This is a genomic window from Pseudomonas sp. LG1E9, from assembly GCF_003290225.1.
Taxonomy (GTDB): Bacteria; Pseudomonadota; Gammaproteobacteria; order Pseudomonadales; family Pseudomonadaceae; genus Aquipseudomonas; species Aquipseudomonas cyclaminis.
This window is the reverse complement of the sequence record NZ_CP029983.1, coordinates 4,810,742-4,836,450: the sequence shown is the minus strand read 5'-3', so window position 1 is coordinate 4,836,450 and position 25,709 is coordinate 4,810,742. Positions and strand designations below refer to the sequence as shown.

The window sequence follows — 25,709 nt, the reverse complement described above, 5'->3', positions numbered from 1 at the left end:
GGGTTACTCCAGCAGCCGTCTGAACCCCTCGATCGGCAACGGACGGCTGTGCAAATACCCCTGGAACAAATGGCAGCCCAGTTTTTGCAGGAACGCCAGTTGCTCCGGGGTTTCCACACCCTCGGCAATCACCTCCAGATTCAAACTGCGAGCCATCGCCACGATGGCGCGAATGATTTCGGCGTCGTTGGGGTCGTGGGTTGCGTCGCGCACGAACGATTGATCGATTTTCAGCGCATCCACTGGCAAACGCTTAAGGTAGGTCAGAGATGAGTAGCCGGTACCAAAGTCATCCATCGCAAAGCTCACGCCGAGCTTTTTCAGGCGGCGCATCTTGTTCACGGTGTCGTCCAGGTTCTGGATCACGATGCCTTCGGTGATTTCCAGTTTCAGCAGGCTATAGGGCAACGAGTGCTGCTTGAGGCTGTGCTCTACCCGCTCCACGAAGTCGTTCTGACGAAACTGCCGAGGGCTGATGTTTACGCACAGGCTGAAGTTCAGCGGGTCCACCTTGCCGTCTTTGATCAATTGTTCGAAAGCGGCACAGGCTTCATCGAGGATCCAGGTGCCCACTTCAAGGATCAGGCCGCTGTCTTCCAGCACCTTGATAAATTCCGACGGTGACTGCGCGCCCAATTGTGGGTGCTGCCAGCGCACCAGTGCCTCTGCGCCGACGATCTTGTTGCCGCGCGCATCCACCTGGGGTTGGTAATGCACACTGAACTCGCCACGCGCCAGGGCCAGGCGCAGGTCGGTTTCCATGCGCAGGCGTTCGCTGGCGGTTTTTTGCATGCTGTTGTGGAACATCTGCGTGGTATTGCGCCCTGAATCCTTGGCGCGGTACAGGGCAATGTCGGCGCGCTTGAGCAGATCCGCCGGGGTGGTACCGTGATCGGGAATCAACGCCACACCAATGCTCGGCGTGACCTGCAGGCGGTGCCCGTCCAGGAACATCGGCTCCGAAAGCAACTCGCGTAGGGTGTCGGCCAACGCCTGCACCTGTTTGCTGACCTCCATGCGCGAGCCATTCAGGCCGCTGAGCAGTACCACGAATTCATCACCACCCAGGCGTGCCACGGTGTCCTCCATGCGCACGCTGGCTTCCAGGCGCGCGGTGACGATTTTCAGCACGGTATCGCCCACCGGGTGACCAAGGGAGTCGTTGATGTGCTTGAAGTGGTCAAGGTCCAGGAACAGCAGCGCGCCGCGTAAATTATGGCGCTTGAGCAGGGCGATCTGCTGGCTCAGGCGATCCATCAGCAGCGCCCGGTTGGGCAGGTTGGTCAGCGGGTCGTGGTAGGCCAGGTGGCGGATCTGCGCCTGTGCGTTTTTCAGCAGGCTCACATCCCGCGCGGTCAGCAGCAGGCACGGAGTCTCGTTCAGGGTGATGGGCTCAACGGAGACTTCCACTGCCAGCACGTCGCCGCGTTTGTTGTGCCAGAGCATTTCCAGGTGGGTGATACGGCCCTTGATCTGCAACTCGGCCAATAGCGCCGAGCGTTGGTTTTCGTCGGCCCAGATGCCGATCTGATACAACGTCAGGCCGATGGCGTCTTCAGCGCGGTAGCCGGTGAGGCGGCAGAAGCCGTCGTTGACCTCCACATAGCGGCCGGTGTCGCGCTCGGTGATGGAAATTGCGTCAGGGCTGGAATGGAAGGCCTTGGCGAATTTTTCCTCGCTGGCCTTCAGCGCGGCTTCAGAGCGTTGTTGCTGGGTGATATCGCGCAAGGTGGTGACAATGCACGGTTGATCGCCGACCTTGATCAAGCGGCTGGAAATCATACAGGTCAGGCTCTGGCCATTCTTGTGATGCACCACCACGGCCACGTTGCTCAACGCCTGCTCGCGAATCACCCGTTCGATACGCTCCAGACGCTGGCTGGGATCGTCCCACAGGCCGATCTGGTCGGCGCTCTTGTCGATGACCTCGTCGGCGGTCCAGCCAAAGGTCTGGGTGAAGGCCGGGTTGATCTCGATAAACGCGCCGCTGTCCATGCCGGTGACGCAAATCGGGTCGGGGCTGGCCTGGAACAGGCTGGCGAATTTCTCTTCGGAGGCGCTCAGGCGTTGCTCGCGCTCTACCTGGTCGGTGATGTCGAGCAACGTCCCGGCCATGCGCAGCGGCGCGCCTTGCTCGTTGCGGTACAGGCGCGCACGGCTTTCCAGGTAGCGTGAGCTGCCGTCCTCCATGGGCACTCGATAGGTCAATTGGTAGTTGCCGGCCGGCCCTTCTCGCAGGGTGCGGTAGGCGCTGCGCATATTGTCCCGTTCCTCATCGGGCATGCCTTCAAAAAAAGCATCGAAGGATTCGTGGAACGGTTCGAACGGCAGGCCGTGCAGTTGGGCGGCGCGTGCCGAGCCGTAGAGCATGCCGCTGGGAATGTGCCAGTCCCAAGTGCCCAGTTGCGCCGAGTCCAGCGCCAGGTCGAGGCGTTCCTGGCTGTCCTTGAGTGCCTGTTCGGCATTCTTGCGTTCGGTGGTGTCGAGGAAAGTGCTGATCAGGTACGCCTCACCCTCCAACTCGATTTTTTGCGCGCTGAGGGTGCCATCGTGGACCTGGCCGTTGCTGGCGCAAAACTGCACCTCCATGCTGATGGGCTCGCCCTTGCGCTGGGTCGCCTTGATGAGTTCAGCGCGCTGCTCCGGATCGCACCACAGGCCCAGGTCCAGGGTGGTGCGGCCGATGGCGTCGCCCAGGGGCCAGCCGAAGAGCATCTCGAAATACTGGTTGGCTTCGCTGATCAGGCCGTCGGCCTGACGGGTCAGCAGCACCATGTTCGGGCACAGGTGGAACAGCGTGGCGAAGCGTTTTTCGGAGTGGCCCAGGGCGTTCTCACGTTCGCGCTGGTGGGTGATCTCGCGGATCACCCCGATCATGCGGCGTCGACCGGCTTTGTCCGGCTGCAGGCTGCCGTTGATTTCCAGCCAGTGAAAGCTGCCGTCGGGCCATTGGATGCGGTGATGCATGGCCTGCTCGAACGGCTCGCCGGCCAATACGGCGTGAAAAGCCCGTACCACGCGGGCGCGATCCGATTGGGCGAGCAGGTCGAGGTAATCCAGATCCTTGGGCAACGGTTGGCGCGGGTCAAACCCAAACAGCGCCTGGGTGCCGCGTGACCAACTGATTCGTCCGGTGTCGATTTCCCAGCACCATGCGCCCAGGCGGGCCGCATTGAGGGCGGCCAGCAGTTGTGGGGCGCTGTCCCAGCTCTCTTCCGCCGCCTGGGGGTCGAGGGCGTAAATGCGGGGCAGGGGTGGCACGGAATCGACGGGGTTGCGCATTATCATCGGGCCTTGATTCGATGGGCAAACAGCACGGTTTTAATCAGAACCCAGGCCGCACGGCGTCATGCCGGCATTCCTGGCAGATCCACCTGTGCATCCAATAGGCTCATGAAAGCCCGCGCAGCGTTCGACAGCGTCCTTTCTGTGTGCACGATATAGCCTAGCTGGCGACTGAGTTGTATGCCCGGCAAAGCGATACTTGCCACCTGATCATCGAGCATGGTGCGCGGCAACACGCTCCAGGCCAGGCCGATGGAAACCATCATCTTGATGGTTTCCAGGTAGTTAGTGCTCATCGCGATGTTTGGCGTCAGGCCCTGGGCCTCGAACAGCCGGCTGACAATATGGTGGGTAAAGGTGTTGCCGCCAGGGAAAACCGCCGGATGGCCGGCAATATCCGCCAGGCTGATAGAGCCATTACTGATCAGGCTATGTTCGGGCGCCACCACAAAATCCAGCGGGTCGTCCCACACCGGCGTTGCGCGTACCAGGTTGTGAGGGTCCGGTGCGAGGGTGATCACCGCCACTTCGGCGCGCCCGTGGAGAATTTCTTCGTAGGCAACTTCCGAATCGAGAAACTGAATATCCAACGCCACGTTCGGGTATTCGCGGGTGAACGTGCGCAGGATCGGCGGCAAGCGGTGCAGGCCGATATGGTGGCTGGTGGCCAATGTGAGCCGCCCGCTGACTTCGCCGGTGAGGTTGGTGAGGGCACGGCGGGTGTCGTCGAGCACGTTGAGAATCTGGTAAGCGCGCGGCAGCAGGGCGCGCCCGGCCTCGGTCAGGCCGACTTCGCGGCCCAGGCGATCAAACAAGCGCACCTTCAATTGCTGCTCCAGGCCGGCGATGCGTTTGCTGATGGCCGGTTGGGTCAGGTGCAGGCGTTCACCGGCGCCGGAAAAGCTACCGATCTCGGCGATGGCGATAAAGGCATTAAGATTGGCCAAGTCCATGGTGGTATTCCAGTTGGTAATCCAAAGCATAAAAAATATGAATTTGAGTTATTTAATGTAGCGCCATACCATCAGCCTCACAAGCCAAAGGGTTATTGAAAAGCCCGGCGCATGAAATACCGCTGATGAGGACCGACTGATGGCCGGCAAAACGCTTTACGACAAGCTTTGGGATTCCCATGAAGTGAAACGGCGCGATGATGGGTCGTCGCTGATCTATATCGACCGTCACATCATCCATGAAGTGACCTCGCCCCAAGCGTTCGAAGGCCTGCGACTGGCGGGGCGCAAGCCTTGGCGCGTCGACTCGATCATTGCCACCCCGGACCACAACGTGCCGACCACCCCTGAGCGCAAGGGCGGTATCGACGCCATCGTCGACACCGTGTCGCGCTTGCAGGTACAGACCCTCGACGACTATTGCGACGAATATGGCATCACCGAATTCAAGATGAATGACGTGCGTCAAGGCATCGTCCACGTGATCGGCCCGGAGCAGGGTGCCACCTTGCCGGGCATGACCGTGGTCTGCGGCGACTCCCACACGTCCACCCACGGTGCCTTCGGCGCTTTGGCCCACGGCATCGGCACCTCGGAGGTCGAACACGTGTTCGCCACCCAGTGCCTGGTCGCCAAGAAAATGAAGAACATGCTGGTCTCGGTCGAAGGCACCTTGCCGTTTGGCGTGACCGCCAAGGACATCGTGCTCGCCGTGATCGGCAAGATCGGCACCGCCGGCGGTAACGGCCATGCCATCGAATTCGCCGGCAGTGCGATTCGCGACCTGTCCATCGAAGGCCGCATGACCATCTGCAACATGTCCATCGAAGCCGGTGCCCGTGTGGGCATGGTGGCGGCGGACGAAAAGACCGTCGAATACGTCAAGGGTCGTCCTTTCGCCCCGGCCGGCGCTGATTGGGATGCCGCCGTTGAGGCCTGGAAGGACCTGGTCTCCGACGCCGATGCGGTGTTCGATACCGTGGTCGAGCTCGACGCAGCCCAGATCAAGCCGCAAGTCAGCTGGGGCACTTCCCCGGAAATGGTCTTGGCCGTCGACCAGAACGTGCCGGACCCGGCCCAAGAGGCCGATTTGGTCAAGCGCGGCTCCATCGAGCGCGCCTTGAAGTACATGGGGTTGAAAGCCAACCAGGCAATCACCGACATCCAGTTGGATCGTGTGTTCATCGGTTCCTGCACCAACTCGCGGATCGAAGACCTGCGCGCCGCCGCGGTGATCGCCAAGGGCCGCAAGGTAGCCTCGACCATCAAGCAAGCCATCGTGGTGCCGGGTTCTGGCTTGGTCAAAGCGCAAGCCGAAGCCGAAGGCCTGGACAAAATCTTCCTCGAAGCCGGTTTTGAATGGCGTGAGCCGGGCTGTTCGATGTGCCTGGCGATGAACCCGGACCGCCTGGAGTCGGGCGAGCATTGCGCGTCGACCTCCAACCGTAACTTCGAAGGGCGTCAGGGCGCTGGTGGGCGTACCCACCTGGTCAGCCCGGCCATGGCCGCTGCGGCTGCCGTCAACGGTCGTTTCATCGACGTTCGCGAATTGATCTGAGGAATACCCGATGAGAGCTTTTACCCAACACACAGGTCTTGTCGCGCCGTTGGACCGTGCCAACGTGGACACCGACCAGATCATCCCCAAGCAGTTCTTGAAGTCGATCAAGCGCACCGGTTTTGGCCCCAACCTGTTCGACGAGTGGCGCTACCTGGACGTGGGCTATGCCTACCAGGACAACTCCAAGCGCCCGCTGAACAAGGACTTCGTGCTCAACGCCGAACGTTACCAGGGCGCCAGCGTCCTGTTGGCCCGGGAAAACTTCGGTTGCGGCTCCAGCCGTGAGCACGCGCCGTGGGCCCTGGAAGAATATGGCTTTCGCAGCATCATCGCGCCGAGCTACGCCGATATCTTCTTCAACAACAGCTTCAAGAATGGCCTGTTGCCGATCATCTTGACCGACGAAGAAGTCGACGAGCTGTTCAAGCAAGTCGAAGCCGACGTGGGCTACCAGCTGACTGTCGACCTGGCCGCGCAAACCGTGACCCGTCCGGATGGCAAGGTGTATCACTTTGAAGTGGACGCCTTCCGTAAGCACTGCCTGATCAACGGCCTGGATGATATCGGCCTGACCTTGCAGGACGGCGATGCGATTGCAGCGTTTGAGGCCAAGCACCGGGCTAGCCAGCCTTGGTTGTTTCGCGATGCCTGATTTGCGGTAACCGTGCGGGCCCCATCGCGGGCAAGCCCGCTCCCACAGTTGACCGAGTTGTTCAGGAGAACACCGATCAATGTGGGAGCTGGCTTGCCTGCGATAGCGCCCGTACAGCCACCCCAAAACCCAAGGAAAACCACCATGACCAGCACCGCCCACACCCAAGTCGTGCAAAAACAATTCGGCGAACAGGCCTCTGCCTACCTCAGCAGTGCCGTGCACGCCCAAGGCAGCGAATTTGCGCTGCTCCAGGCCGAACTGGCCGGGCAGGGCGGTGCACGCCTGCTGGACCTGGGCTGCGGCGCCGGTCATGTCAGCTTTCATGTGGCACCGCTGGTTAAAGAAGTGGTGGCCTACGACCTGTCCCAGCAGATGCTCGACGTGGTGGCCGCTGCTGCGCAAGATCGCGGCTTCACCAATATCAGCACTGTCAACGGCGCCGCAGAACGCCTGCCGTTTGCCGACGGCGAGTTCGACTTTGTGTTCAGCCGCTACTCGGCTCACCACTGGAGCGACCTCGGCCTGGCCCTGCGTGAAGTGCGTCGCGTGCTCAAGCCGGGCGGCGTGGCGGCCTTCGTTGATGTGTTGTCACCGGGCAGCCCGCTGTTGGACACTTACCTGCAAACCGTCGAAGTACTGAGGGACACCAGCCACGTGCGCGATTACTCTGCTGCCGAGTGGATGCGTCAGCTCAGCGAAGCCGGTCTGCATGTGCGCAACAGCAGTCGCCAGCGCCTGCGCCTGGAATACACCTCGTGGGTCGAGCGTATGCGCACGCCGCAAGTCCTGCGCGCCGCGATCCTGGAGCTGCAACAGGCGATGGGCCAGGAAGTGCGTGACTATTACGAGATTCAAGCCGACGGCACCTTCAGCACTGACGTGCTGGTGGTCTGGGCCGAGCGCTAGTTATTTTTCCCGACCTGCCCACGGGCGGGTCGCTTGATGAAATGAGGAACCCATGAGCAAGCAGATTCTGATTCTCCCTGGCGACGGCATTGGTCCGGAAATCATGGCCGAAGCGGTCAAGGTCCTGGAACTTGCCAACAGCAAGTACAGCCTGGGCTTCGAACTGAGCCACGACGTGATCGGCGGCGCAGCCATCGACAAGCACGGCGTGCCCCTGGCCGACGAAACCCTGGATCGCGCCCGCGCCGCTGACGCCGTGCTGCTCGGCGCCGTGGGTGGTCCGAAGTGGGACAAGATCGAGCGTGACATCCGCCCTGAGCGCGGCCTGCTGAAAATCCGCGCGCAACTGGGCCTGTTCGGCAACCTGCGCCCGGCGATCCTTTACCCGCAACTGGCTGATGCGTCGAGCCTCAAGCCCGAAGTGGTCGCGGGCCTGGATATCCTGATCGTGCGGGAGCTGACCGGCGGTATCTATTTCGGCTCGCCACGCGGTGTGCGTGAGTTGGAGAATGGCGAGCGCCAGGCCTACGACACCCTGCCATACAGCGAGAGCGAAATCCGTCGTATCGCCCGTGTCGGTTTCGACATGGCCCGCGTGCGTGGCAAAAAGGTCTGCTCGGTGGATAAAGCCAACGTACTGGCGTCCAGCCAACTGTGGCGCGAAATCGTCGAAGAAGTGGCCAAGGACTACCCGGACGTCGAACTGAGCCACATGTACGTCGACAACGCCGCGATGCAACTGGTGCGTGCGCCGAAGCAGTTCGACGTGATCGTGACCGACAACCTGTTCGGCGACATCCTGTCCGACCAGGCGTCGATGCTCACCGGCTCCATCGGCATGCTGCCGTCGGCGTCCCTGGACACTAACAACAAGGGCATGTACGAGCCTTGCCACGGTTCGGCGCCGGACATCGCGGGCCAGGGCATTGCCAACCCGCTGGCGACCATCTTGTCGGTCTCGATGATGCTGCGCTACAGCTTCAACCTGAGCGATGCGGCGGACGCGATCGAGAAGGCCGTGAGCCTGGTGCTGGACCAGGGTTTGCGCACTGGCGACATCTGGTCGCAGGGTTGCACCAAAGTCGGTACGCAAGAAATGGGCGACGCAGTAGTCGCCGCGCTGCGGAATCTGTAATCTCTCGGGCCCGCTTGCAGTTGTTGCTGCAAGGCGGCCCACTTTTTAACAAGGTGTAGTTGCGATGAAACGTGTAGGTCTGATCGGTTGGCGCGGTATGGTCGGTTCCGTGCTCATGCAGCGGATGCTGGAAGAGCAGGATTTCGATCTTATTGAGCCGGTGTTTTTCACCACGTCGAACGTGGGTGGCCAAGGGCCGTCCGTGGGCAAGGATATTGCCCCGCTCAAGGATGCCTACAGCATTGACGAGTTGAAGACACTCGACGTGATCGTGACCTGCCAGGGTGGCGACTACACCAGCGAAGTCTTCCCGAAACTGCGCGAAGCCGGCTGGCAGGGTTACTGGATCGACGCCGCGTCGAGCCTGCGTATGCAGGACGATGCGGTGATCATCCTCGACCCGGTAAACCGCAAGGTCATCGACCAGCAGCTGGATGCGGGCACCAAGAACTACGTCGGCGGCAACTGCACCGTCAGCCTGATGCTGATGGGCCTCGGTGGCCTGTTCGAAGCGGGTCTGGTCGAGTGGATGAGCGCCATGACCTATCAGGCGGCCTCCGGTGCCGGCGCGCAGAACATGCGTGAGCTGATCAAGCAGATGGGCGCGACCCACGCTGCAGTCGCCGATCAACTGGCCGACCCGGCCAGCGCGATCCTCGACATCGACCGCCGTGTGGCCGAAGCCATGCGCAGCGACGCCTACCCGACCGAGAACTTCGGTGTGCCATTGGCTGGCAGCCTGATTCCGTGGATCGACAAGGAACTGCCGAACGGTCAGAGCCGCGAAGAGTGGAAGGCCCAGGCCGAAACCAACAAGATCCTCGGTCGTTTCAAGAGCCCGATCCCGGTCGACGGCATCTGCGTGCGCATCGGCGCCATGCGCTGCCACAGCCAGGCGCTGACCATCAAGCTGAACAAAGACGTGCCGATCGCCGATATCGAAGGGCTGATCAGCCAGCACAACCCGTGGGTCAAGCTGGTGCCGAACAACCGCGATATCAGCATGCAGGAGCTGAGCCCGACCAAGGTCACCGGCACCCTGAATGTACCGGTTGGCCGTCTGCGCAAGCTGAACATGGGCAGTCAGTTCCTCGGCGCCTTTACGGTTGGCGACCAGCTGCTGTGGGGCGCGGCTGAGCCGTTGCGTCGCATGCTGCGGATTTTGCTGGAGCGTTGATCGCTTGAGGCAGTAAGAGAAACCCGCGCTCTGGTGACAGGCGCGGGTTTTTTGTTGTTCTTTCGGCCGCTATCGGGGGCAAGCCCCCTCCCACATTTTGGTGGGAGGGGGCTTGCCCCCGATAGGGCCATCAGCCACACCATAAAACCCAGGTTAATTGCCTCACCCCCGGCCACCCGGTAAAGTGCCGCTCCCCCCGCAATGCCCGAGGCAGCCCCCATGACCCAGACCTTTGAAATCGCCGTGATCGGCGCCACCGGTACTGTTGGCGAAACCCTGGTGCAGATTCTCGAAGAACTGGCATTCCCGGTGGGCACCCTGTACCTGCTGGCCGGCAATAATTCCGCCGGTGCCTCGGTGCCCTTTCGCGGCAAGAATGTGCGGGTCAAGGAGGTTGATGAGTTCGATTTCAGCAAGGTGCAACTGGCGTTCTTCGCCGCCGGCCCCGCCGTCACCCTGAGTTTCGCACCACGTGCGACGGCAGCCGGCTGTTCGGTGATCGATCTGTCCGGTGCCTTGCCCGCCGAGCAGGCGCCACAGGTGGTGCCGGAAGCCAATGCCCATGTCCTGAAGGGATTGAAAAAACCGTTCCAACTCGGCAGCCCAAGCCCGTCCGCGACTAACCTTGCGGTGGTGCTGGCGCCGTTGCGTGGCTTGCTGGATATCCAGCGTGTCAGCGTCACGGCCAACCTGGCGGTGTCTGCTCAAGGGCGTGAAGCCGTGAGCGAACTGGCCCGTCAGACCGCCGAGTTGTTGAACGTACGCCCGCTGGAGCCGAAGTTCTTCGACCGGCAAATGGCCTTCAACCTGTTGGCACAAGTCGGCACGCCAGATGCGCAAGGTCATACAGCCTTGGAGAAGCGTCTCGTACACGAACTGCGCACAGTGCTTGAATTACCGTCGCTGAAGATTTCAGCAACCTGCGTTCAAGCTCCGGTGTTTTTTGGCGATAGCCTGACGGTGTCGTTGCAATTGGCCGCACCGGTCGACCTGGCTGCGGTCAACCTGGCCCTTGATGCCGCTGCGGGTGTAGAACTGGTGGAGGAGGGCGATTACCCGACAGCCGTGGGCGATGCGGTCGGCCAGGATGTGGTCTATGTCGGCCGGGTTCGTGCTGGCGTGGACGACCCGGCGGAACTAAATCTGTGGCTGACGTCAGATAACGTACGCAAAGGTGCCGCACTTAACGCGGTGCAGCTGGCGCAGTTGTTGATAAAAGGCCTTGCGTAAAAGATACTTGGCGTCAATTTGTAGATTGATTCTAGCCAGGCGCTATGCTTGGTCCGAAGTGCAACAGAAGCGTGTCGGTAACCTATCGGCTCGCCATGCCTTATGGCAAGCGGTTACCAACCTTCTCGCAGGCCGGGGAGTGTTCAGACAAAGGATGAGGCTATGGTTCAAGTTCGCAAACTGGTGTTAGCAATAGCGGCCGCCTCGGCGCTGTCCTCCGGTATGGCGCAGGCGCTGCAGCTGGGGGAAATGACCCTCAAGTCGAAGTTGAACCAGCCCTTGTCGGTGGAAATCGAATTGCTCGATGTCGGCGGCCTCACAGCGTCCGAGATCACGCCTAGCCTGGCGTCCTCCCAGGCGTTTGTGGATGCTGGCGTCGATCGCCAGGCATTCCTCAATGACCTGACATTTACCCCGGTGATCAACGCCAATGGTCGCAGCGTGGTGCGTGTCACCTCCAGCAAGCCGCTGCCTGATTCCTATGTGCGTTTCCTGCTGCAGGTGCAATGGCCAAACGGTCGATTGATGCGCGACTACAGTGTGCTGCTCGATCCGGCCAAATTTGACCAGTCTGCCCCGGCCCCGGTCGCAGCGGCGCCAGCCCCACGCTTGGGCGCACCTGTCAGCGCCGCGCCTGTTGCGAGCAAGCCGGCCCAGCACACCACGACCTCCCGCGACACCCTTTGGGAAATTGCCGAGAAGCACCGCAATGGCGGTTCGGTGCAGCAGACCATGCTGGCTATCCAGGCGCTGAACCCCGGCGCCTTCATCGACGGCAATATCAACCGCTTGAAAACCGGCCAGGTGCTACGCCTGCCGGACACCGTACAAAGCACCGCACTGCCGCAACCCCAGGCGATTGCCGAAGTCCGGGCGCAGAATGATGCCTGGCGCCAGGGGCGTCGCACGGCCTCCAATCAGGCCGCAGGCAAGCAACAACTGGACGCCACCAAGCGTACCCAGGCCGGTAATGCGCCCTCGACCACCAATGCCCAGGACAAGCTGAGCCTGGTCTCGGCAGAAGCGGCCAAGAAGGGCGGCAAGAGCAAGGCCGGCGACAGCCAGGGCCTGAGCGACAAGCTGGCGATGACCCAGGAGCAGTTGGACACCACTCGCCGTGATAACGAGGAACTCAAGAGTCGTGCGGCGGACCTGCAAAGCCAGCTGGATAAACTGCAAAAGCTGATTCAACTGAAGAACGATCAACTGGCTCGTTTGCAGGCGGAGAAAGGCGACCCGGCGACGGCGGCGACAGCGATGCCTGCACAGCTGGCCAGCGACCCGGCGGCCACTCCGGCAGCCCCCGCACAGACCGCTGCGCCAGCGCCGACACCGGACGCTCCGGCACCCGCGCCGGAAGCGGCCAAACCGGTCGCCACCACTGACGCCGAGGCCCCGGAAGGCAAGTTCAACGACCTGCTGACCAACCCGGTTGTCCTCTCTGTTATCGGGGGGGCAGCGGGCCTGGTGGTCTTGTTGCTCCTGCTGCTGTGGGCGCGCCATCGCAACGCCCGTCGCGAAGAGGAAAAGCACCTGCGCATGGCGCGGGCGCTGGCCGAAGAACCGGAATTCACCTCGGATATCGAGCACGACCTGCCGTCGGACAGTTTCGAGGGCCTTGAGGTGCCGCCACCGAACGTCAAGCTGGCCGCTGCTCCGGCGCCCGCGCCAGTGGTTGAGCCTGCTGTGGTTGTACCAACAGTCGCCTCCGTGCTCGCGCCGCTGGCTGTTGCCGTCGCCCCGCAGAATGCCAACGATGCCTTGGCGCAAGCCCAGTCCCATATCGACCGTGGTCACCTGAACCAGGCTGCCGATGTGTTGGAGCAAGCGATCAAGCACGAGCCCAAGCGCAGCGACTTGCGTTTGAAGCTGATGGAAGTCTATGGCCTGCAAAGCGACAAGGACGGCTTCGTGACCCAGGAGCGCCAACTCGTGGCCAATGGTGAAAACCATGCCCAGGTCGAGCAGCTCAAAGCGCGCTTCCCGGCGATGGCCGTATTGGCGGCAGGTGTCAGTGCGGCGGTTGCTGCGGCGGCACTGGATGCTCAGTACGTCAAGGATCTGCTCGAAGACAAGCCGGCTGCACCAGAGCCGGAGGCTTTTGACAGTGATTTTGATCTGAGCCTGGACGATCTGGAGGCTGCCTCACCGGCCGAGATAAAGGACGATCAACAGACGTTCGAGTCGCTTCTGAAAGAGCAAACCGCCGCCAAGCCGGCCTCGGATGACCTGTCTGACTTTGACCTGGACCTGCAGTTGGATGCGCCGTCGTCAACGCAGTCCGACGATGACTTCCTGTCTGGTCTTGAAGGTCAGATGAACGACGTTCCAGCTGTCGAACCGCCTACGCTGAAGCCTGCAGCGTTGGATGACTTCGATCTGCCGGAAGATTTTGATCTGTCCCTGGCGGACGAGCCGCAAACGGCGGCCAAGCCTGATGCTTTCGCCTCGGAGCTGGACGATGTCAACGCCGAGCTGGATCGCCTGTCCCAGAGCCTGGAACATCCCTCCATCGAGCCTTCTTTCACGGCTGAAGATGCGGCGCTTGGCGGTGATGAGCCTGAGTTCGACTTCCTGTCTGGCACCAATGAGGTCGCTACCAAGCTGGACCTGGCCCAAGCCTATATCGACATGGGCGATGCGGACGGAGCGCGGGATATCCTTTCCGAAGTGCTCACCGAAGGCGATGAGATTCAGCGCGGCGAGGCCAAGGAAATGCTCGGTAGAATTTGAAGGCTGATACAACACACAGGTGGGAGGGGGCTTGCCCCCGATAGCGCCGGGCCATTCAGCACAGCTAGTTGCTGACCCCACAGCTATCGGGAGCAAGCCCCCTCTGGCATTCGGTCCGCGTCAATCCTGAACAAAAGCGCCCGTCACACGGCTGCCGCATTTATAATGGCCGCCTTTGCGCAACTCATCAGGCTCTCAGTTCTTGGCAAATATAGATAACGCAGCCGCCGAAATGGCGGCCGCAGGCTTTTACCGCATCGCCCTGGGCGTTGAATACAAAGGTTCACGCTATCGCGGCTGGCAGCGCCAGGCGTCGGGCGTGCTGACGGTGCAGGAAACCCTGGAAAAGGCCCTGTCCAAAGTCGCCGATTCGCCGGTGTCGTTGATGTGCGCCGGGCGTACCGACGCAGGGGTGCATGCCTGCGGCCAGGTGGTGCATTTCGATACCCAGGCCGAGCGGACCATGAAGGCTTGGGTGATGGGCGCCAATATCAATTTGCCCCATGACGTCAGCGTCAGTTGGGCCAAGGTCATGCCGGCGCATTTTCATGCGCGGTTCAAGGCCATCGCCCGGCGTTACCGCTATGTGATCTACAACGACCAGATCCGCCCGGCGCACCTCAACGAAGAAATCACCTGGAACCATCGCCCGCTGGACGCCGAGCGCATGGCCGAGGCCGCGCAGCATCTGGTGGGGGTGCATGACTTCAGCGCGTTCCGGGCCGGTCAGTGCCAGGCCAAGTCGCCGATCAAGGAAGTCCATCACCTGCGGGTGACCCGCCACGGCAAGATGATCGTGCTGGATATCCGCGCCGGCGCTTTTCTGCACCATATGGTGCGCAATATCGCAGGAGTGCTGATGACCATCGGCACCGGCGAGCGCCCGGTCGAGTGGGCGAAGGAAGTGCTGGAGAGCAGGGTTCGCCGGACCGGCGGCGTGACGGCGCATCCATTTGGCCTTTACCTGGTGGATGTGGAGTATCGCGACGAGTTCGAACTGCCCCAGCGATTTATCGGGCCACACTTCCTCACGGGTTTCAGCGAACTTGGCGGCTGACGCCCGGAAAAGCTTTTGTTACCATCCGGGACTTTCTCGGTCCAACCCTGGAGTTTCTGCGCTATGTCCGTCGTTCGCAGCAAGATTTGCGGGATTACCCGCATAGAAGATGCGCTGGCGGCAGTCGAGGCGGGAGCGGATGCCATTGGTTTCGTGTTTTATGCCAGGAGCCCGCGAGCGGTGAATGTGTTGCAGGCGCGGGCGATCATCGCCGCATTGCCGCCCTTCGTGACCACCGTGGGTTTGTTCGTCAATGCCAGTCGTTGCGAACTCAATGAAACCCTGGACGCCGTACCGCTGGACATGTTGCAGTTTCATGGCGACGAGACCCCGGATGAATGTGAAAGCTATCAACGCCCGTACATCAAGGCGCTGCGCGTCAAGGCCGGGGACGATATCGCCGGTGCGTGTGCAGCTTATGGTGGCGCGCGCGGGATTTTGCTGGATACCTATGTCGAAGGCGTACCCGGTGGTACCGGCGAAGCGTTCGATTGGTCGCTGATCCCCGAGGGATTGAGCAAGCCGATCATTCTGGCCGGTGGGCTCAGCCCCGCGAATGTCGCGGCGGCCATCGAACAGGTTCGCCCGTATGCCGTGGACGTCAGCGGTGGGGTGGAGCAGGGCAAGGGCATCAAGGATCACGACAAGATTCGCGCATTTATGCAGGCTGTGCGCGGGATGTGACGGCTGGCAGTCTGCCGCCGTCCATAACTACCACTGTGTAAAACAGCCCGGTGCCGCCTTAGGTGGCCCGGAAATGAAGTGGCAAACCTGCACGGGCAGGTTGTCTGGAAGGCTGAGGGTGCAGGCTGGAAATGGCAGGTCGAACGTCTGACCCCGTCCAGCTGGCGTCATCGCCACATATGAATTTAGCTCAAGGGCATACGCGGGGCTGTGTTCAAGCCACCGGTACTGGAGAAAGAAAGCATGAGCAACTGGTTAGTAGACAAACTGATCCCTTCGATCATGCGTTCCGAGGTGAAAAAAAGCTCGGTTCCTGAAGGTCTGTGGCACAAATGCCCATCCTGCGACGCGGTGCTGTACCGTCCGGAGCTGGAAAAGACCCTGGACGTTTGCCCCAAGTGCAACCACCACATGCGTATCGGCGCCCGCGCCCGCATCGACATCTTCCTGGACGCCGACGGCCGTAACGAGCTGGGCGCTGACCTGGAGCCGGTGGACCGTCTCAAGTTCCGCGACGGCAAGAAGTACAAGGATCGCCTGACCGGCGCGCAAAAGCAGACCGGTGAGAAAGACGCACTGATCTCCATCAGCGGCAAGTTGCTGGGCATGCCGGTTGTGGTCTCGGCGTTCGAGTTCTCCTTCATGGGCGGCTCCATGGGGGCCATCGTCGGTGAGCGCTTTGTTCGCGCTGCCAACTACGCTCTGGAAAACCGTTGCCCGATGATCTGCTTCGCCGCCTCCGGTGGTGCGCGTATGCAGGAAGCCCTGATCTCCCTGATGCAAATGGCCAAGACCTCTGCGGTGCTGGCGCGTCTGCGTGAAGAAGGCATTCCGTTCATCTCCGTGCTGACCGACCCGGTCTACGGTGGCGTTTCCGCCAGCCTGGCAATGCTGGGTGATGTAATCGTCGGCGAGCCAAAAGCCCTGATCGGCTTTGCCGGTCCGCGCGTGATCGAGCAGACCGTTCGCGAAAAACTGCCGGAAGGTTTCCAGCGCAGCGAGTTCCTGCTGGAGCACGGCGCTATCGACCTGATCATCCCGCGCGGCGAACTGCGTCCGCGTCTGGGTAACCTGCTGGCGCAAATGATGGGCCTGCCGACGCCGGTGTACGTCGCGCCTAAAGTCGAGCCGATCGTCGTGCCGCCGGTGCCTGCGAACCTATGACCCAGCGTACCCTTGGCGAATGGCTCGCCTACCTTGAGCAGTTGCATCCTTCCGCCATCGACATGGGCCTGGAGCGCTCGCAACAGGTAGCGGCCCGCCTCGGGTTGGGCCGGCCGGCACCGCGTGTGATCACGGTGACCGGCACCAACGGCAAAGGCTCTACCTGCGCCTTTGTCGCCGCGCTGCTGCAAGCACAAGGGCTGAAAGTGGGCGTGTACAGCTCACCGCACCTGCTGCGCTATAACGAGCGGGTGCAGCTCAATGGCGTCGAAGCCACTGATGAGCAGCTCTGCGAAGCCTTCGCCGCACTGGATGCGGGCCGGGGCGAGACCTCCCTGACTTATTTCGAGATGGGCACCCTGGCGGCGTTCTGGCTGTTCGAGCGTGCGCGGTTGGATGTGGTCGTTCTGGAAGTTGGCTTGGGTGGGCGTCTCGACACGGTCAACGTGGTGGATGCTGACCTGGCGTTGGTTACCAGCATTGGCGTGGACCATGCTGACTATTTGGGTGATACCCGCGAGTCGGTGTCCTACGAAAAGGCCGGGATTTTCCGTCAGAGCAGGCCCGCATTGTGTGGTGACCTGGACCCGCCGCAACCCTTGCTCGACAAGGTGCGCGAGCTGGATTGCCCGTTTTTCCTACGCGGTCGCGACTTCAATCTCGAAATTGGTGCGCAACACTGGCAATGGCGTGGGCACGATGCTCGCGGCCAGGCAGTAGAGCTGCGTGACTTGCCGCTGCTGAACCTGCCAATGGAAAACGCCGCGCTGGCGCTGCAAGCCTATCTGCTGCTGGATCTGCCTTGGCAGGCTGAACAGATTGCCGCGACGTTGCTGGCGACCCGTATGGTGGGGCGTTTGGATCGTCGTGCGTTCGAGTGGGAAGGCAAGCGCCTGAACCTGCTGCTGGATGTGGGCCATAACCCCCATGCGGCCGAGTACCTGGCGCAACGCCTGGCGCGCACGCCGCCGGCGGGGCGTCGTCTTGCTGTTTTTGGTTTGCTTGCCGATAAGGATCTGGGTGGCGTGGTTGCGCCGTTGCTGGGCAATGTGCAGGCGTGGGCCGTAGCACCGCTGGACACTCCGCGCAGCCGTCCGGCTGTTGAGCTTGAAGTGGCGTTGCAGAACCTTGGTGCGCCCGTGACGTCGTATGCAAGCGTAACTGCCGCCCTGGAGGCGCAGTGCGCGGTAGCGACGGCCGAGGACGAGATTCTGTTGTTCGGATCATTTTATTGTGTTGCCGAGGCGCTTGAGTGGTTGGCCCGGCGCTCCACGGAGGAAGCTGCAGATGGCATTACTGGATAGCGCATACAAGCAGCGAATGGTCGGCGCCCTGGTGCTGGTGGCACTGGCGGTGATTTTCCTGCCGATGCTGTTTTCCCGTCAGGACGAACAGCGCCAGGTAGTTGTCGAGGCCCCGGCTGCGCCCGAAGCGCCGGCGTTGCCACAGGTGCAGGTTGAGCCGGTGGTGGTGCCTGAGCCTCAGGCCTTGCCCGAGGAAGCGCCTGTGCCTGTGGATGAAGAGATTGCAGCGCCGTCCACGCCTGTGCAGCCGAGCGTGCCAGTGGTCAAGCCCGCTCCGGCGCCTGTCGTAGTCGCCAAGCCGGCTGTTCCGGTGCCTGCGCCCAAGCCGGTGGCGCCGCAACCCGCTGCGCCGGGCAAGCCGGACGTGGGTCAGAGCCGTATCGACCCGAATGGCCTGCCGATCAGCTGGTCGATCCAGGTGGCCAGCCTGGGCAATCGCGAGGGTGCCGATGCCTTGCAGAAGAAGCTGCGTGCCCAGGGCTATAACGCCTATATCCGCAGTGCCGATGGCAAGAATCGCGTATTCATCGGGCCGTTGATCGAGCGTGCCGAGGCGGATCGCCTGCGCGACTTGCTGGATCGTCAGCAGAACCTGAAGGGATTTGTTACCCGGTTTCAGCCTGAGCGCGGCTGAGTTCGCAGGGTGTCAGCCTGGAATGCAATCAAATGTGGGAGGGGGCAAGCCTCCTCCCACATTGGTTTTGTGGTGGGGTTGAAATCGGGCTGGCTCACCACAAACTATTGATTTGCAAAGCAGCCGCAATCACCGCTTACCGATAGCCCGGCGCTCTGCTAAAATGCGCCGCCTCATCCGTCCGTAGGCTCAAACGTGCCATTTACCTGGGTTGACTGGGCGATTGTTGCAATCGTCGCCATCTCCGCTTTGATCAGTCTAAGCCGCGGCTTCGTTAAAGAAGCACTGTCGTTGCTGACGTGGATCATCGCAGGAGTCGTAGCCTGGATGTTCGGTGGATCACTGTCTGTCTACCTGGCCGGATACATAGAGACACCTTCGGCTCGCGTCATCGCGGGCTGCGCCATCATGTTCATCGCCACGCTGCTGGTGGGGGCAATGGTCAATTATCTTATTGGCGAATTGATACGTGTCACTGGCCTCTCCGGGACCGATCGATTTCTCGGCATGGCCTTCGGCGCCGCGCGTGGCGCGTTGCTGGTGGTCGTGGCGGTCGGGCTGTTGAGCCTGGGGCCGGTACAGCAGGATTCGTGGTGGCAGGAGTCGGTACTCGTGCCAAAATTTCTATTGGTTGCAGATTGGTCCAAGAACCTCATATTGGGGTGGAGCAGTCAGTGGCTGGCCAGCGGAATCAGCGTACCCGCTGATCTTCCGTTCAAGGAACACCTCTTGCCGGCCAAAACGCCGCAGTAAGCTGTGTTCAGTCAAGATTCATTAAGTAGGGGTTGCGTCGCATGTGTGGCATCGTCGGTATCGTCGGTAAGTCGAACGTCAATCAGGCGCTGTATGACGCGCTAACCGTCCTCCAGCACCGCGGCCAGGATGCTGCCGGTATTGTGACCAGCCACGACGGCCGGTTATTCCTGCGCAAGGACAATGGGCTCGTGCGTGACGTGTTCCATCAGCGTCACATGCAGCGTCTGGTCGGGCACATGGGCATTGGCCATGTGCGTTATCCGACTGCCGGTAGCTCGACTTCGGCCGAAGCTCAGCCGTTTTACGTCAACTCGCCTTACGGCATCACCCTGGCGCACAACGGCAACCTGACCAACGTTGAGCAACTGGCCAAGGAGATTTACGAATCTGACCTGCGCCACGTCAACACCAGCTCCGATTCGGAAGTACTGCTTAACGTGTTCGCCCACGAGCTGGCACAGCGTGGCAAGCTGCAGCCGACCGAAGAAGACGTCTTCGCCGCCGTGATCGACGTGCACAACCGCTGCGTCGGTGGTTATGCCGTGGTTGCGATGATCACCGGCTATGGCATCGTCGGCTTCCGTGACCCGCACGGCATCCGCCCGATTGTGTTCGGCCAGCGTCACACCGACGAAGGCGTCGAGTACATGATCGCGTCCGAAAGCGTGTCCCTGGACGTGCTGGGCTTCACCCTGATCCGCGACCTCGCGCCGGGCGAAGCGGTGTACATCACTGAAGACGGCAAGCTGCACACCCGTCAGTGCGCGGTGGCGCCGAAGCTCACCCCGTGCATCTTCGAACACGTCTACCTGGCGCGTCCGGATTCGATCATCGACGGCGTTTCGGTCTACAAGGCGCGTCTGCGCATGGGCGAGAAGCTGGCCGACAAGATCCTGCGCGAGCGTCCTGAGCACGACATCGACGTGGTGATCCCGATCCCGGACACCAGCCGTACCGCTGCGCTGGAACTGGCCAACCACCTGGGCGTCAAGTTTCGCGAAGGCTTCGTGAAGAACCGCTACATCGGCCGTACCTTCATCATGCCGGGCCAGGCTGCACGCAAGAAGTCGGTGCGCCAGAAGCTCAACGCCATCGAGCTGGAGTTCCGCGGCAAGAACGTGATGCTGGTGGATGACTCCATCGTACGTGGCACCACCTGCAAGCAGATCATCCAGATGGCCCGCGAAGCCGGTGCGAAGAACGTGTACTTCTGTTCCGCAGCGCCCGCCGTGCGTTACCCGAACGTGTACGGTATCGACATGCCGAGCGCCCACGAACTGATCGCCCACAACCGTACTACCCAGGACGTGGCTGACCTGATCGGCGCCGACTGGCTGATCTATCAGGACCTGCCGGATCTGATCGAAGCGGTCGGCGGTGGCAAGATCAAGATCGCTGAGTTCGACTGCGCCGTGTTCGACGGCAAGTACGTGACCGGTGACGTCGACGAGGCCTACCTGAACAAGATCGAGCAGGCGCGTAATGACTCGTCGAAGATCAAGACCCAGGCGGTCAGCGCGATCATCGATCTGTACAACAACTGAGTAAACACCGGCCCTGAGGGGCCGGTTTTGTATCATAAATAAAGAATTGAGTAAGGAGTGGCAGCATGAGTCAGGAATGGGATGCCGGTCGGTTGGACAGCGACCTCGATGGCGTAGCTTTCGATACCCTGGCTGTGCGTGCCGGCCAGCACCGCACTCCGGAAGGTGAGCACGGTGATCCGATGTTCTTCACTTCCAGCTATGTGTTCCGTACCGCGGCCGACGCCGCTGCGCGCTTTGCTGGTGAAGTGCCGGGCAACGTGTATTCGCGCTACACCAATCCAACCGTGCGCGCGTTCGAAGAGCGCATCGCGGCCCTGGAAGGCGCTGAGCAAGCTGTGGCCACGGCCACCGGCATGGCGGCGATCCTGGCGGTGGTGATGAGCCTGTGCAGCGCTGGCGACCACGTGCTGGTGTCTCGTAGCGTGTTTGGTTCGACCATCAGCCTGTTCGAGAAGTACTTCAAGCGCTTCGGTATCGAAGTGGACTACGTGCCTCTGGCGGATCTGTCCGGCTGGGACGCAGCAATCAAGGCCAACACCAAATTGCTGTTCGTCGAGTCGCCATCCAACCCGCTGGCCGAACTGGTGGATATCGCCGCGCTGTCCGAAGTGGCTCACGCCAAGGGCGCGATGCTGGTTGTCGACAATTGCTTCTGTACGCCGGCGTTGCAGCAGCCGCTGAAGCTGGGTGCCGATATCGTTGTGCACTCGGCCACCAAGTTCATCGATGGTCAAGGCCGTTGCATGGGCGGCGTGGTTGCCGGCCGCGGCGAGCAGATGAAGGAAGTAGTGGGCTTCTTGCGCACTGCCGGCCCGACGTTGAGCCCGTTCAACGCCTGGATCTTCCTCAAGGGCCTGGAAACCCTCAGCCTGCGCATGAAGGCTCATTGCGCCAACGCCCAGGCCCTGGCCGAGTGGCTGGAGCAGCAGGACGGTATCGAGAAAGTGCACTACGCCGGCCTGAAGAGCCATCCGCAGCACGAATTGGCCCAGCGCCAGCAGCGTGGTTTCGGTGCCGTGGTGAGCTTTGAGGTGACGGGCGGCAAAGACGGTGCCTGGCGCTTTATCGATGCGACGCGCTTGATCTCCATCACCGCCAACCTGGGTGACAGCAAGACCACCATCACGCACCCGAGTACCACCTCCCACGGGCGCCTGGCGCCGCAGGAGCGTGAAGCGGCCGGTATCCGCGACAGCCTGATCCGCATCGCGGTCGGTCTGGAAGATGTCGCCGACTTGCAGGCAGACCTGGCCCGCGGGCTGGCTGCCTTGTGATCGAGTGGTCCATGGAGGCTGCAGCGGCCACTAACGGCCGCGTCGCGCTCGTCACAGGGGCTGCGCGGGGCATTGGTCTTGGGATTGCCGCGTGGCTGATCAGTGAAGGCTGGCAAGTGGTGTTGACCGACCTGGACCGCGAGCGCGGCTCCAAGGTGTCCAAGGTGCTGGGCGAAAACGCCTGGTTTATCAGCATGGACGTGGCCGACGAGAAGCAGGTCGCTCAGGGCGTTGCTGAAGTGCTCGGACAATTCGGCCGCCTGGACGCGTTGGTGTGTAACGCGGCGGTGGCTGACCCGCGCAATATCACTCTGGAAAGCCTCGACCTGGCTTACTGGAATCGCGTGCTGGCGGTGAATCTCAGCGGGCCGATGTTGCTGGCCAAGCACTGTGCGCCGTACCTGCGCGCTCACGGCGGGGCCATCGTCAACCTGGCGTCGACTCGGGCTCGTCAATCGGAACCCGATACCGAGGCTTACGCGGCGAGCAAGGGCGGCTTGTTGGCCCTGACTCATGCCTTGGCCATGAGCCTGGGGCCGGAGGTGCGGGTGAACGCGGTCAGCCCTGGCTGGATCGATGCCCGTGATCCTGCGGCGCGGCGTGCCGAGCCGTTGACTGATGCCGATCATGCCCAGCATCCGGCGGGCAGGGTGGGTACGGTCGAGGATGTTGCGGCAATGGTGGCGTGGCTGCTGTCGCGCCAGGCCGGGTTTGTCACCGGGCAAGAGTTCGTGGTGGACGGCGGCATGAGCAAGAAGATGATCTACAGCGAGTAGTGCAGTCTTGAAGCAATTTTGTCTTTTTCAGAAAAACTTCAAGCAGGCTATTGACTTAGGTCCGCTACCTGCGTAAATTTCGCGGCCTCAACGAAGCAAAGGGTGATTAGCTCAGCTGGGAGAGCATCTGCCTTACAAGCAGAGGGTCGGCGGTTCGATCCCGTCATCACCCACCACTTCTTGAGAGTTTTACCTTCGGGTAAGACGCAACGTTAAAGGTTGCACCGACGCGCAGCGGTAGTTCAGTCGGTTAGAATACCGGCCTGTCACGCCGGGGGTCGCGGGTTCGAGTCCCGTCCGCTGCGCCATATTTTCCAGGTCTGACTTGTCGGGCTTGAGATTGAACAGCCAAGGCTGATTGATCAGATGTTTAAAAGACGGTTGAGGTGTTTTGCTCAACTGGTCAAGCGATACGCAGCGGTAGTTCAGTCGGTTAGAATACCGGCCTGTCACGCCGGGGGTCGCGGGTTCGAGTCCCGTCCGCTGCGCCATATCTGCCTCAAGGCCCACTGAACGCCTTGGAGCACAAAGCAAGCCTCTGGCTACTTTGATCCGATAGCAAAGACCCTGGTCGAAAGACCGGGGTTTTTTGTGTCTGCGATTTGATGGCGTGTTGCAAGAGCCGGCGCGCCGGCTCCCGTGGCATTGTCAGAATCCCAGTTTGTCCCGCAAGCCGTAGTACCAGGCCCCCAGCGCCGCAAACGGCGTGCGCAACAGTTGCCCGCCCGGGAACGGGTAGTGCGGCAGATCGGCAAACGCATCAAAACGCTCTGCCTGGCCTCTCAGTGCCTCAGCCAGTACTTTGCCTGCCAGATGGGTGTACGTCACGCCATGGCCGCTGCAGCCCTGTGAGTAGTAGATGTTGTCGCCCAGGCGCCCCACCTGGGGCAGGCGCGACAGGGTCAGCAGGAAATTGCCGGTCCAGGCGTAGTCGATCTTCACATCCTTGAGTTGAGGGAACGCCTTGAGCATCTTCGGGCGGATGATCGCCTCGATATTTGCCGGGTCGCGCGCGCCATAAACCACGCCGCCGCCGAAGATCAGGCGCTTGTCGCTTGTCAGGCGGTAGTAGTCGAGCAGGTAGTTGCAGTCTTCCACACAGTAATCCTGCGGGAGGAGGGTCTTGGCCAGCTCATCTCCCAGCGGCGCCGTGGTGATGACTTGCGTACCGCAGGGCATCGACTTGGCGGCCAGCTCCGGCACCAAATTGCCTAGATAGGCATTGCCCGCGACGATGATGAACTTGGCCCTCACCTTGCCCTGGGCTGTATGCACTACCGGGTTGGCGCCGCGCTCGATACGCACTGCCGCCGATTGCTCATAGATTGTGCCGCCAAGGGATTCCACGGCCGCTGCTTCGCCGAGTGCCAGGTTGAGCGGGTGGATGTGACCGCCACTCATGTCCAGCAGGCCGCCCACATAGTTGTCGCAGGCGACCACCTCGCGGATGCGGCGCTCGTCCAACAACTCCAGTTGAGTGTGGCCATAGCGTTCCCACAGGCGCTTCTGCGACTCCAGATGACCCATGTGTTTGCTGTTGAGTGCTGCGAACACGCCGCCGTCTTTTAAATCACACTGGATCTGGTACTTGGCGACCCGCTCGCGAATGATCCTGCCACCTTCGAACGCCATCTGCCCCAGTAACTGTGCCTGTTGAGGGCCGACGCTGCGCTCGATCACATCGATATCGCGGCTGTAGCTGTTGACGATTTGCCCGCCATTACGGCCCGACGCACCAAAGCCCACCTTGGCGGCTTCCAGCACCGTCACGCGAAAGCCGTTTTCCAGCAGAAACAGCGCACTGGAGAGGCCGGTATAGCCGGCACCTATTACACAAACGTCGGTTTCGACGTCACCCTGCAGCATCGGGCGCGGCGGAACGGCATTCGCGGAAGCGGCGTAATACGACTGGGGGTAGGGGGTGTTCGCCATCCTGGAACCTCTGTTTTATATTTTTTACGAGTGCGCCGATCCTACCTGAGTTGAAAATTGCCTGCCAGCCACCCGAAAAATGCCGGTATGTCGGTCGCAAATAAAAAATTCGCATATTCATAGGGTTAGCTGCAAAAAAGATGTTGACACCCCTCCACAATTCCGTAGAATGCCGCCTCACAGCAGGCACGTAGCTCAGTTGGTTAGAGCACCACCTTGACATGGTGGGGGTCGTTGGTTCGAGTCCAATCGCGCCTACCAAACAAAATCCGCTCTGCTGGGCGGTCTAGAAGGGCTCACCGAAAGGTGAGCCCTTTTTTGTTGTCTGCGATTTGCAAAACGTTTGTAAAACCTCCAGCTCAATACGGCAATTCTGCGCTTACTCCATGTTGGCTGTTTTCGGCGGTTGCGACCAAGCATCAAGGGCTGTCTAAAGTATTTGAATGCCAGGCCGATAAAGGGCGCAAACCTCCAACACTCGGACATTTGGCATGCTTATCAACATTAGCACTACCGCTTCCGTAGCAAGCACTCCAAGCACTGTCAGCTCGATGGATGCCGCGACCACCGAAAGGACGGCTACCTCCAGCAGCGCCACTGCTGGCGCAAGCACTGAGACTAAAAGTGCGGCGGGTGCAGGCGGCGGTAGTCAGGCGTCATCCAGTTCGACGGAGTCAGATACCGTCAAAGAGTTGAAAAAGCAGATCGAACAGTTGCAGAAGCAACTTCAAGCAGAGCAGCAAGCCTTGCAGAAAGCCCAGTCCAGCAACCAGAGCGCAGACGCCAAGGCTGCCGCTGTGGCGGCGGCTCAAACGCAAATTGCAGGCACTTCTGCCGCGTTGCAGACGGTGACTTCGGCGCTATTGCAAGCCGTCACCGCAGAGGGTGGCAGCACGTCGGGCTCGATGGTCAGCACCACCGCCTGATTGCCGCAAAGTGTGTTGAG

At 61.2% G+C, this 25,709-nt stretch carries 20 protein-coding genes and 4 tRNA genes; 21 read left to right on the top strand and 3 right to left on the bottom strand.

Annotation, left to right across the window (positions count from 1 at the left end; all coding sequences use genetic code 11):
- Positions 1 to 3 precede the first annotated feature (3 nt).
- Both DNK50_RS22080 and DNK50_RS22075 read right to left on the bottom strand, forming a co-directional pair.
- Positions 4 to 3,282 (bottom strand): EAL domain-containing protein, encoded by a 3,279-nt coding sequence (locus tag DNK50_RS22080; protein ID WP_112196253.1) that lies wholly within the window; start codon positions 3,280 to 3,282, stop codon positions 4 to 6.
- Positions 3,283 to 3,347: 65 nt separating this feature from the next.
- On the bottom strand, positions 3,348 to 4,238 hold the full coding sequence (locus DNK50_RS22075) for a LysR family transcriptional regulator (protein ID WP_099584009.1): 891 nt from the start codon (positions 4,236 to 4,238) through the stop codon (positions 3,348 to 3,350).
- A gap of 139 nt (positions 4,239 to 4,377) precedes the next feature.
- Here DNK50_RS22075 and leuC point away from each other — a divergent pair, with 139 nt between their 5' ends.
- The 19 genes from leuC (at position 4,378) to DNK50_RS21980 (ending at position 23,322) form a co-directional block, all read left to right on the top strand.
- Entirely contained in the window at positions 4,378 to 5,796 is a 1,419-nt protein-coding gene (gene leuC / locus DNK50_RS22070; RefSeq protein ID WP_112196252.1) for a 3-isopropylmalate dehydratase large subunit, read from the top strand.
- A 10-nt stretch (positions 5,797 to 5,806) separates the two neighbouring features.
- The gene (gene leuD, locus DNK50_RS22065) at positions 5,807 to 6,451 is read left to right on the top strand and encodes a 3-isopropylmalate dehydratase small subunit (RefSeq protein ID WP_032888286.1); all 645 of its coding nucleotides are present in this window, start codon (positions 5,807 to 5,809) and stop codon (positions 6,449 to 6,451) included.
- 144 nt (positions 6,452 to 6,595) lie between these two features.
- Positions 6,596 to 7,360 carry a class I SAM-dependent methyltransferase gene (locus DNK50_RS22060; RefSeq protein ID WP_112196251.1) on the top strand — a complete coding sequence of 255 codons (765 nt, stop codon included), beginning with the start codon at positions 6,596 to 6,598 and terminating at the stop codon, positions 7,358 to 7,360.
- 52 nt (positions 7,361 to 7,412) lie between these two features.
- The gene (gene leuB / locus DNK50_RS22055; RefSeq protein WP_017530190.1) at positions 7,413 to 8,495 is read left to right on the top strand and encodes a 3-isopropylmalate dehydrogenase; all 1,083 of its coding nucleotides are present in this window, start codon (positions 7,413 to 7,415) and stop codon (positions 8,493 to 8,495) included.
- Between the two features lie 64 nt (positions 8,496 to 8,559).
- Positions 8,560 to 9,672, top strand: coding sequence for an aspartate-semialdehyde dehydrogenase (asd, locus tag DNK50_RS22050; protein WP_032888280.1), 1,113 nt, complete (start codon positions 8,560 to 8,562; stop codon positions 9,670 to 9,672).
- A gap of 219 nt (positions 9,673 to 9,891) precedes the next feature.
- The gene (locus DNK50_RS22045) at positions 9,892 to 10,902 is read left to right on the top strand and encodes an aspartate-semialdehyde dehydrogenase (RefSeq protein WP_112196250.1); all 1,011 of its coding nucleotides are present in this window, start codon (positions 9,892 to 9,894) and stop codon (positions 10,900 to 10,902) included.
- 162 nt (positions 10,903 to 11,064) lie between these two features.
- A complete protein-coding gene (locus DNK50_RS22040; protein WP_112196249.1) occupies positions 11,065 to 13,635 on the top strand; it encodes a FimV/HubP family polar landmark protein in 2,571 nt (856 codons plus the stop codon).
- Positions 13,636 to 13,867: 232 nt separating this feature from the next.
- Entirely contained in the window at positions 13,868 to 14,692 is an 825-nt protein-coding gene (truA, locus tag DNK50_RS22035; protein ID WP_099584004.1) for a tRNA pseudouridine(38-40) synthase TruA, read from the top strand.
- A gap of 63 nt (positions 14,693 to 14,755) precedes the next feature.
- Positions 14,756 to 15,376, top strand: a complete 621-nt coding sequence (locus DNK50_RS22030; RefSeq protein WP_112196248.1) for a phosphoribosylanthranilate isomerase — start codon at positions 14,756 to 14,758, stop codon at positions 15,374 to 15,376.
- Positions 15,377 to 15,619: 243 nt separating this feature from the next.
- Complete coding sequence (gene accD / locus DNK50_RS22025; protein ID WP_099584002.1) at positions 15,620 to 16,540, top strand: acetyl-CoA carboxylase, carboxyltransferase subunit beta; 921 nt, start codon at positions 15,620 to 15,622, stop codon at positions 16,538 to 16,540.
- Positions 16,537 to 17,844: a bifunctional tetrahydrofolate synthase/dihydrofolate synthase gene (gene folC / locus DNK50_RS22020; RefSeq protein ID WP_112196247.1), complete on the top strand. Its 1,308-nt coding sequence runs from the start codon at positions 16,537 to 16,539 to the stop codon at positions 17,842 to 17,844. Before accD ends, folC begins: the two co-directional genes overlap by 4 nt.
- Positions 17,828 to 18,478 carry an SPOR domain-containing protein gene (locus DNK50_RS22015; protein ID WP_112196246.1) on the top strand — a complete coding sequence of 217 codons (651 nt, stop codon included), beginning with the start codon at positions 17,828 to 17,830 and terminating at the stop codon, positions 18,476 to 18,478. Before folC ends, DNK50_RS22015 begins: the two co-directional genes overlap by 17 nt.
- 195 nt (positions 18,479 to 18,673) lie before the next feature.
- Entirely contained in the window at positions 18,674 to 19,231 is a 558-nt protein-coding gene (locus DNK50_RS22010; protein ID WP_003192538.1) for a CvpA family protein, read from the top strand.
- Positions 19,232 to 19,272: 41 nt separating this feature from the next.
- Entirely contained in the window at positions 19,273 to 20,778 is a 1,506-nt protein-coding gene (purF, locus tag DNK50_RS22005) for an amidophosphoribosyltransferase (RefSeq protein ID WP_099583999.1), read from the top strand.
- Between the two features lie 65 nt (positions 20,779 to 20,843).
- The gene (locus tag DNK50_RS22000) at positions 20,844 to 22,055 is read left to right on the top strand and encodes an O-succinylhomoserine sulfhydrylase (protein WP_112196245.1); all 1,212 of its coding nucleotides are present in this window, start codon (positions 20,844 to 20,846) and stop codon (positions 22,053 to 22,055) included.
- Between the two features lie 11 nt (positions 22,056 to 22,066).
- Positions 22,067 to 22,831: an SDR family oxidoreductase gene (locus DNK50_RS21995; protein ID WP_099583997.1), complete on the top strand. Its 765-nt coding sequence runs from the start codon at positions 22,067 to 22,069 to the stop codon at positions 22,829 to 22,831.
- Positions 22,832 to 22,931: 100 nt separating this feature from the next.
- Positions 22,932 to 23,007: transfer RNA gene (locus DNK50_RS21990), tRNA-Val, on the top strand.
- Positions 23,008 to 23,062: 55 nt separating this feature from the next.
- Positions 23,063 to 23,139: transfer RNA gene (locus DNK50_RS21985), tRNA-Asp, on the top strand.
- 106 nt (positions 23,140 to 23,245) lie between these two features.
- Positions 23,246 to 23,322, top strand: a tRNA-Asp gene (locus DNK50_RS21980).
- Between the two features lie 157 nt (positions 23,323 to 23,479).
- Here DNK50_RS21980 and DNK50_RS21975 read toward each other — a convergent pair.
- Positions 23,480 to 24,763 (bottom strand): FAD-binding oxidoreductase, encoded by a 1,284-nt coding sequence (locus tag DNK50_RS21975; RefSeq protein ID WP_112196244.1) that lies wholly within the window; start codon positions 24,761 to 24,763, stop codon positions 23,480 to 23,482.
- Positions 24,764 to 24,947: 184 nt separating this feature from the next.
- Here DNK50_RS21975 and DNK50_RS21970 point away from each other — a divergent pair.
- Positions 24,948 to 25,024, top strand: a tRNA-Val gene (locus DNK50_RS21970).
- A gap of 230 nt (positions 25,025 to 25,254) precedes the next feature.
- Positions 25,255 to 25,689 carry a hypothetical protein gene (locus DNK50_RS21965; protein ID WP_112196243.1) on the top strand — a complete coding sequence of 145 codons (435 nt, stop codon included), beginning with the start codon at positions 25,255 to 25,257 and terminating at the stop codon, positions 25,687 to 25,689.
- Positions 25,690 to 25,709: the final 20 nt, after the last annotated feature.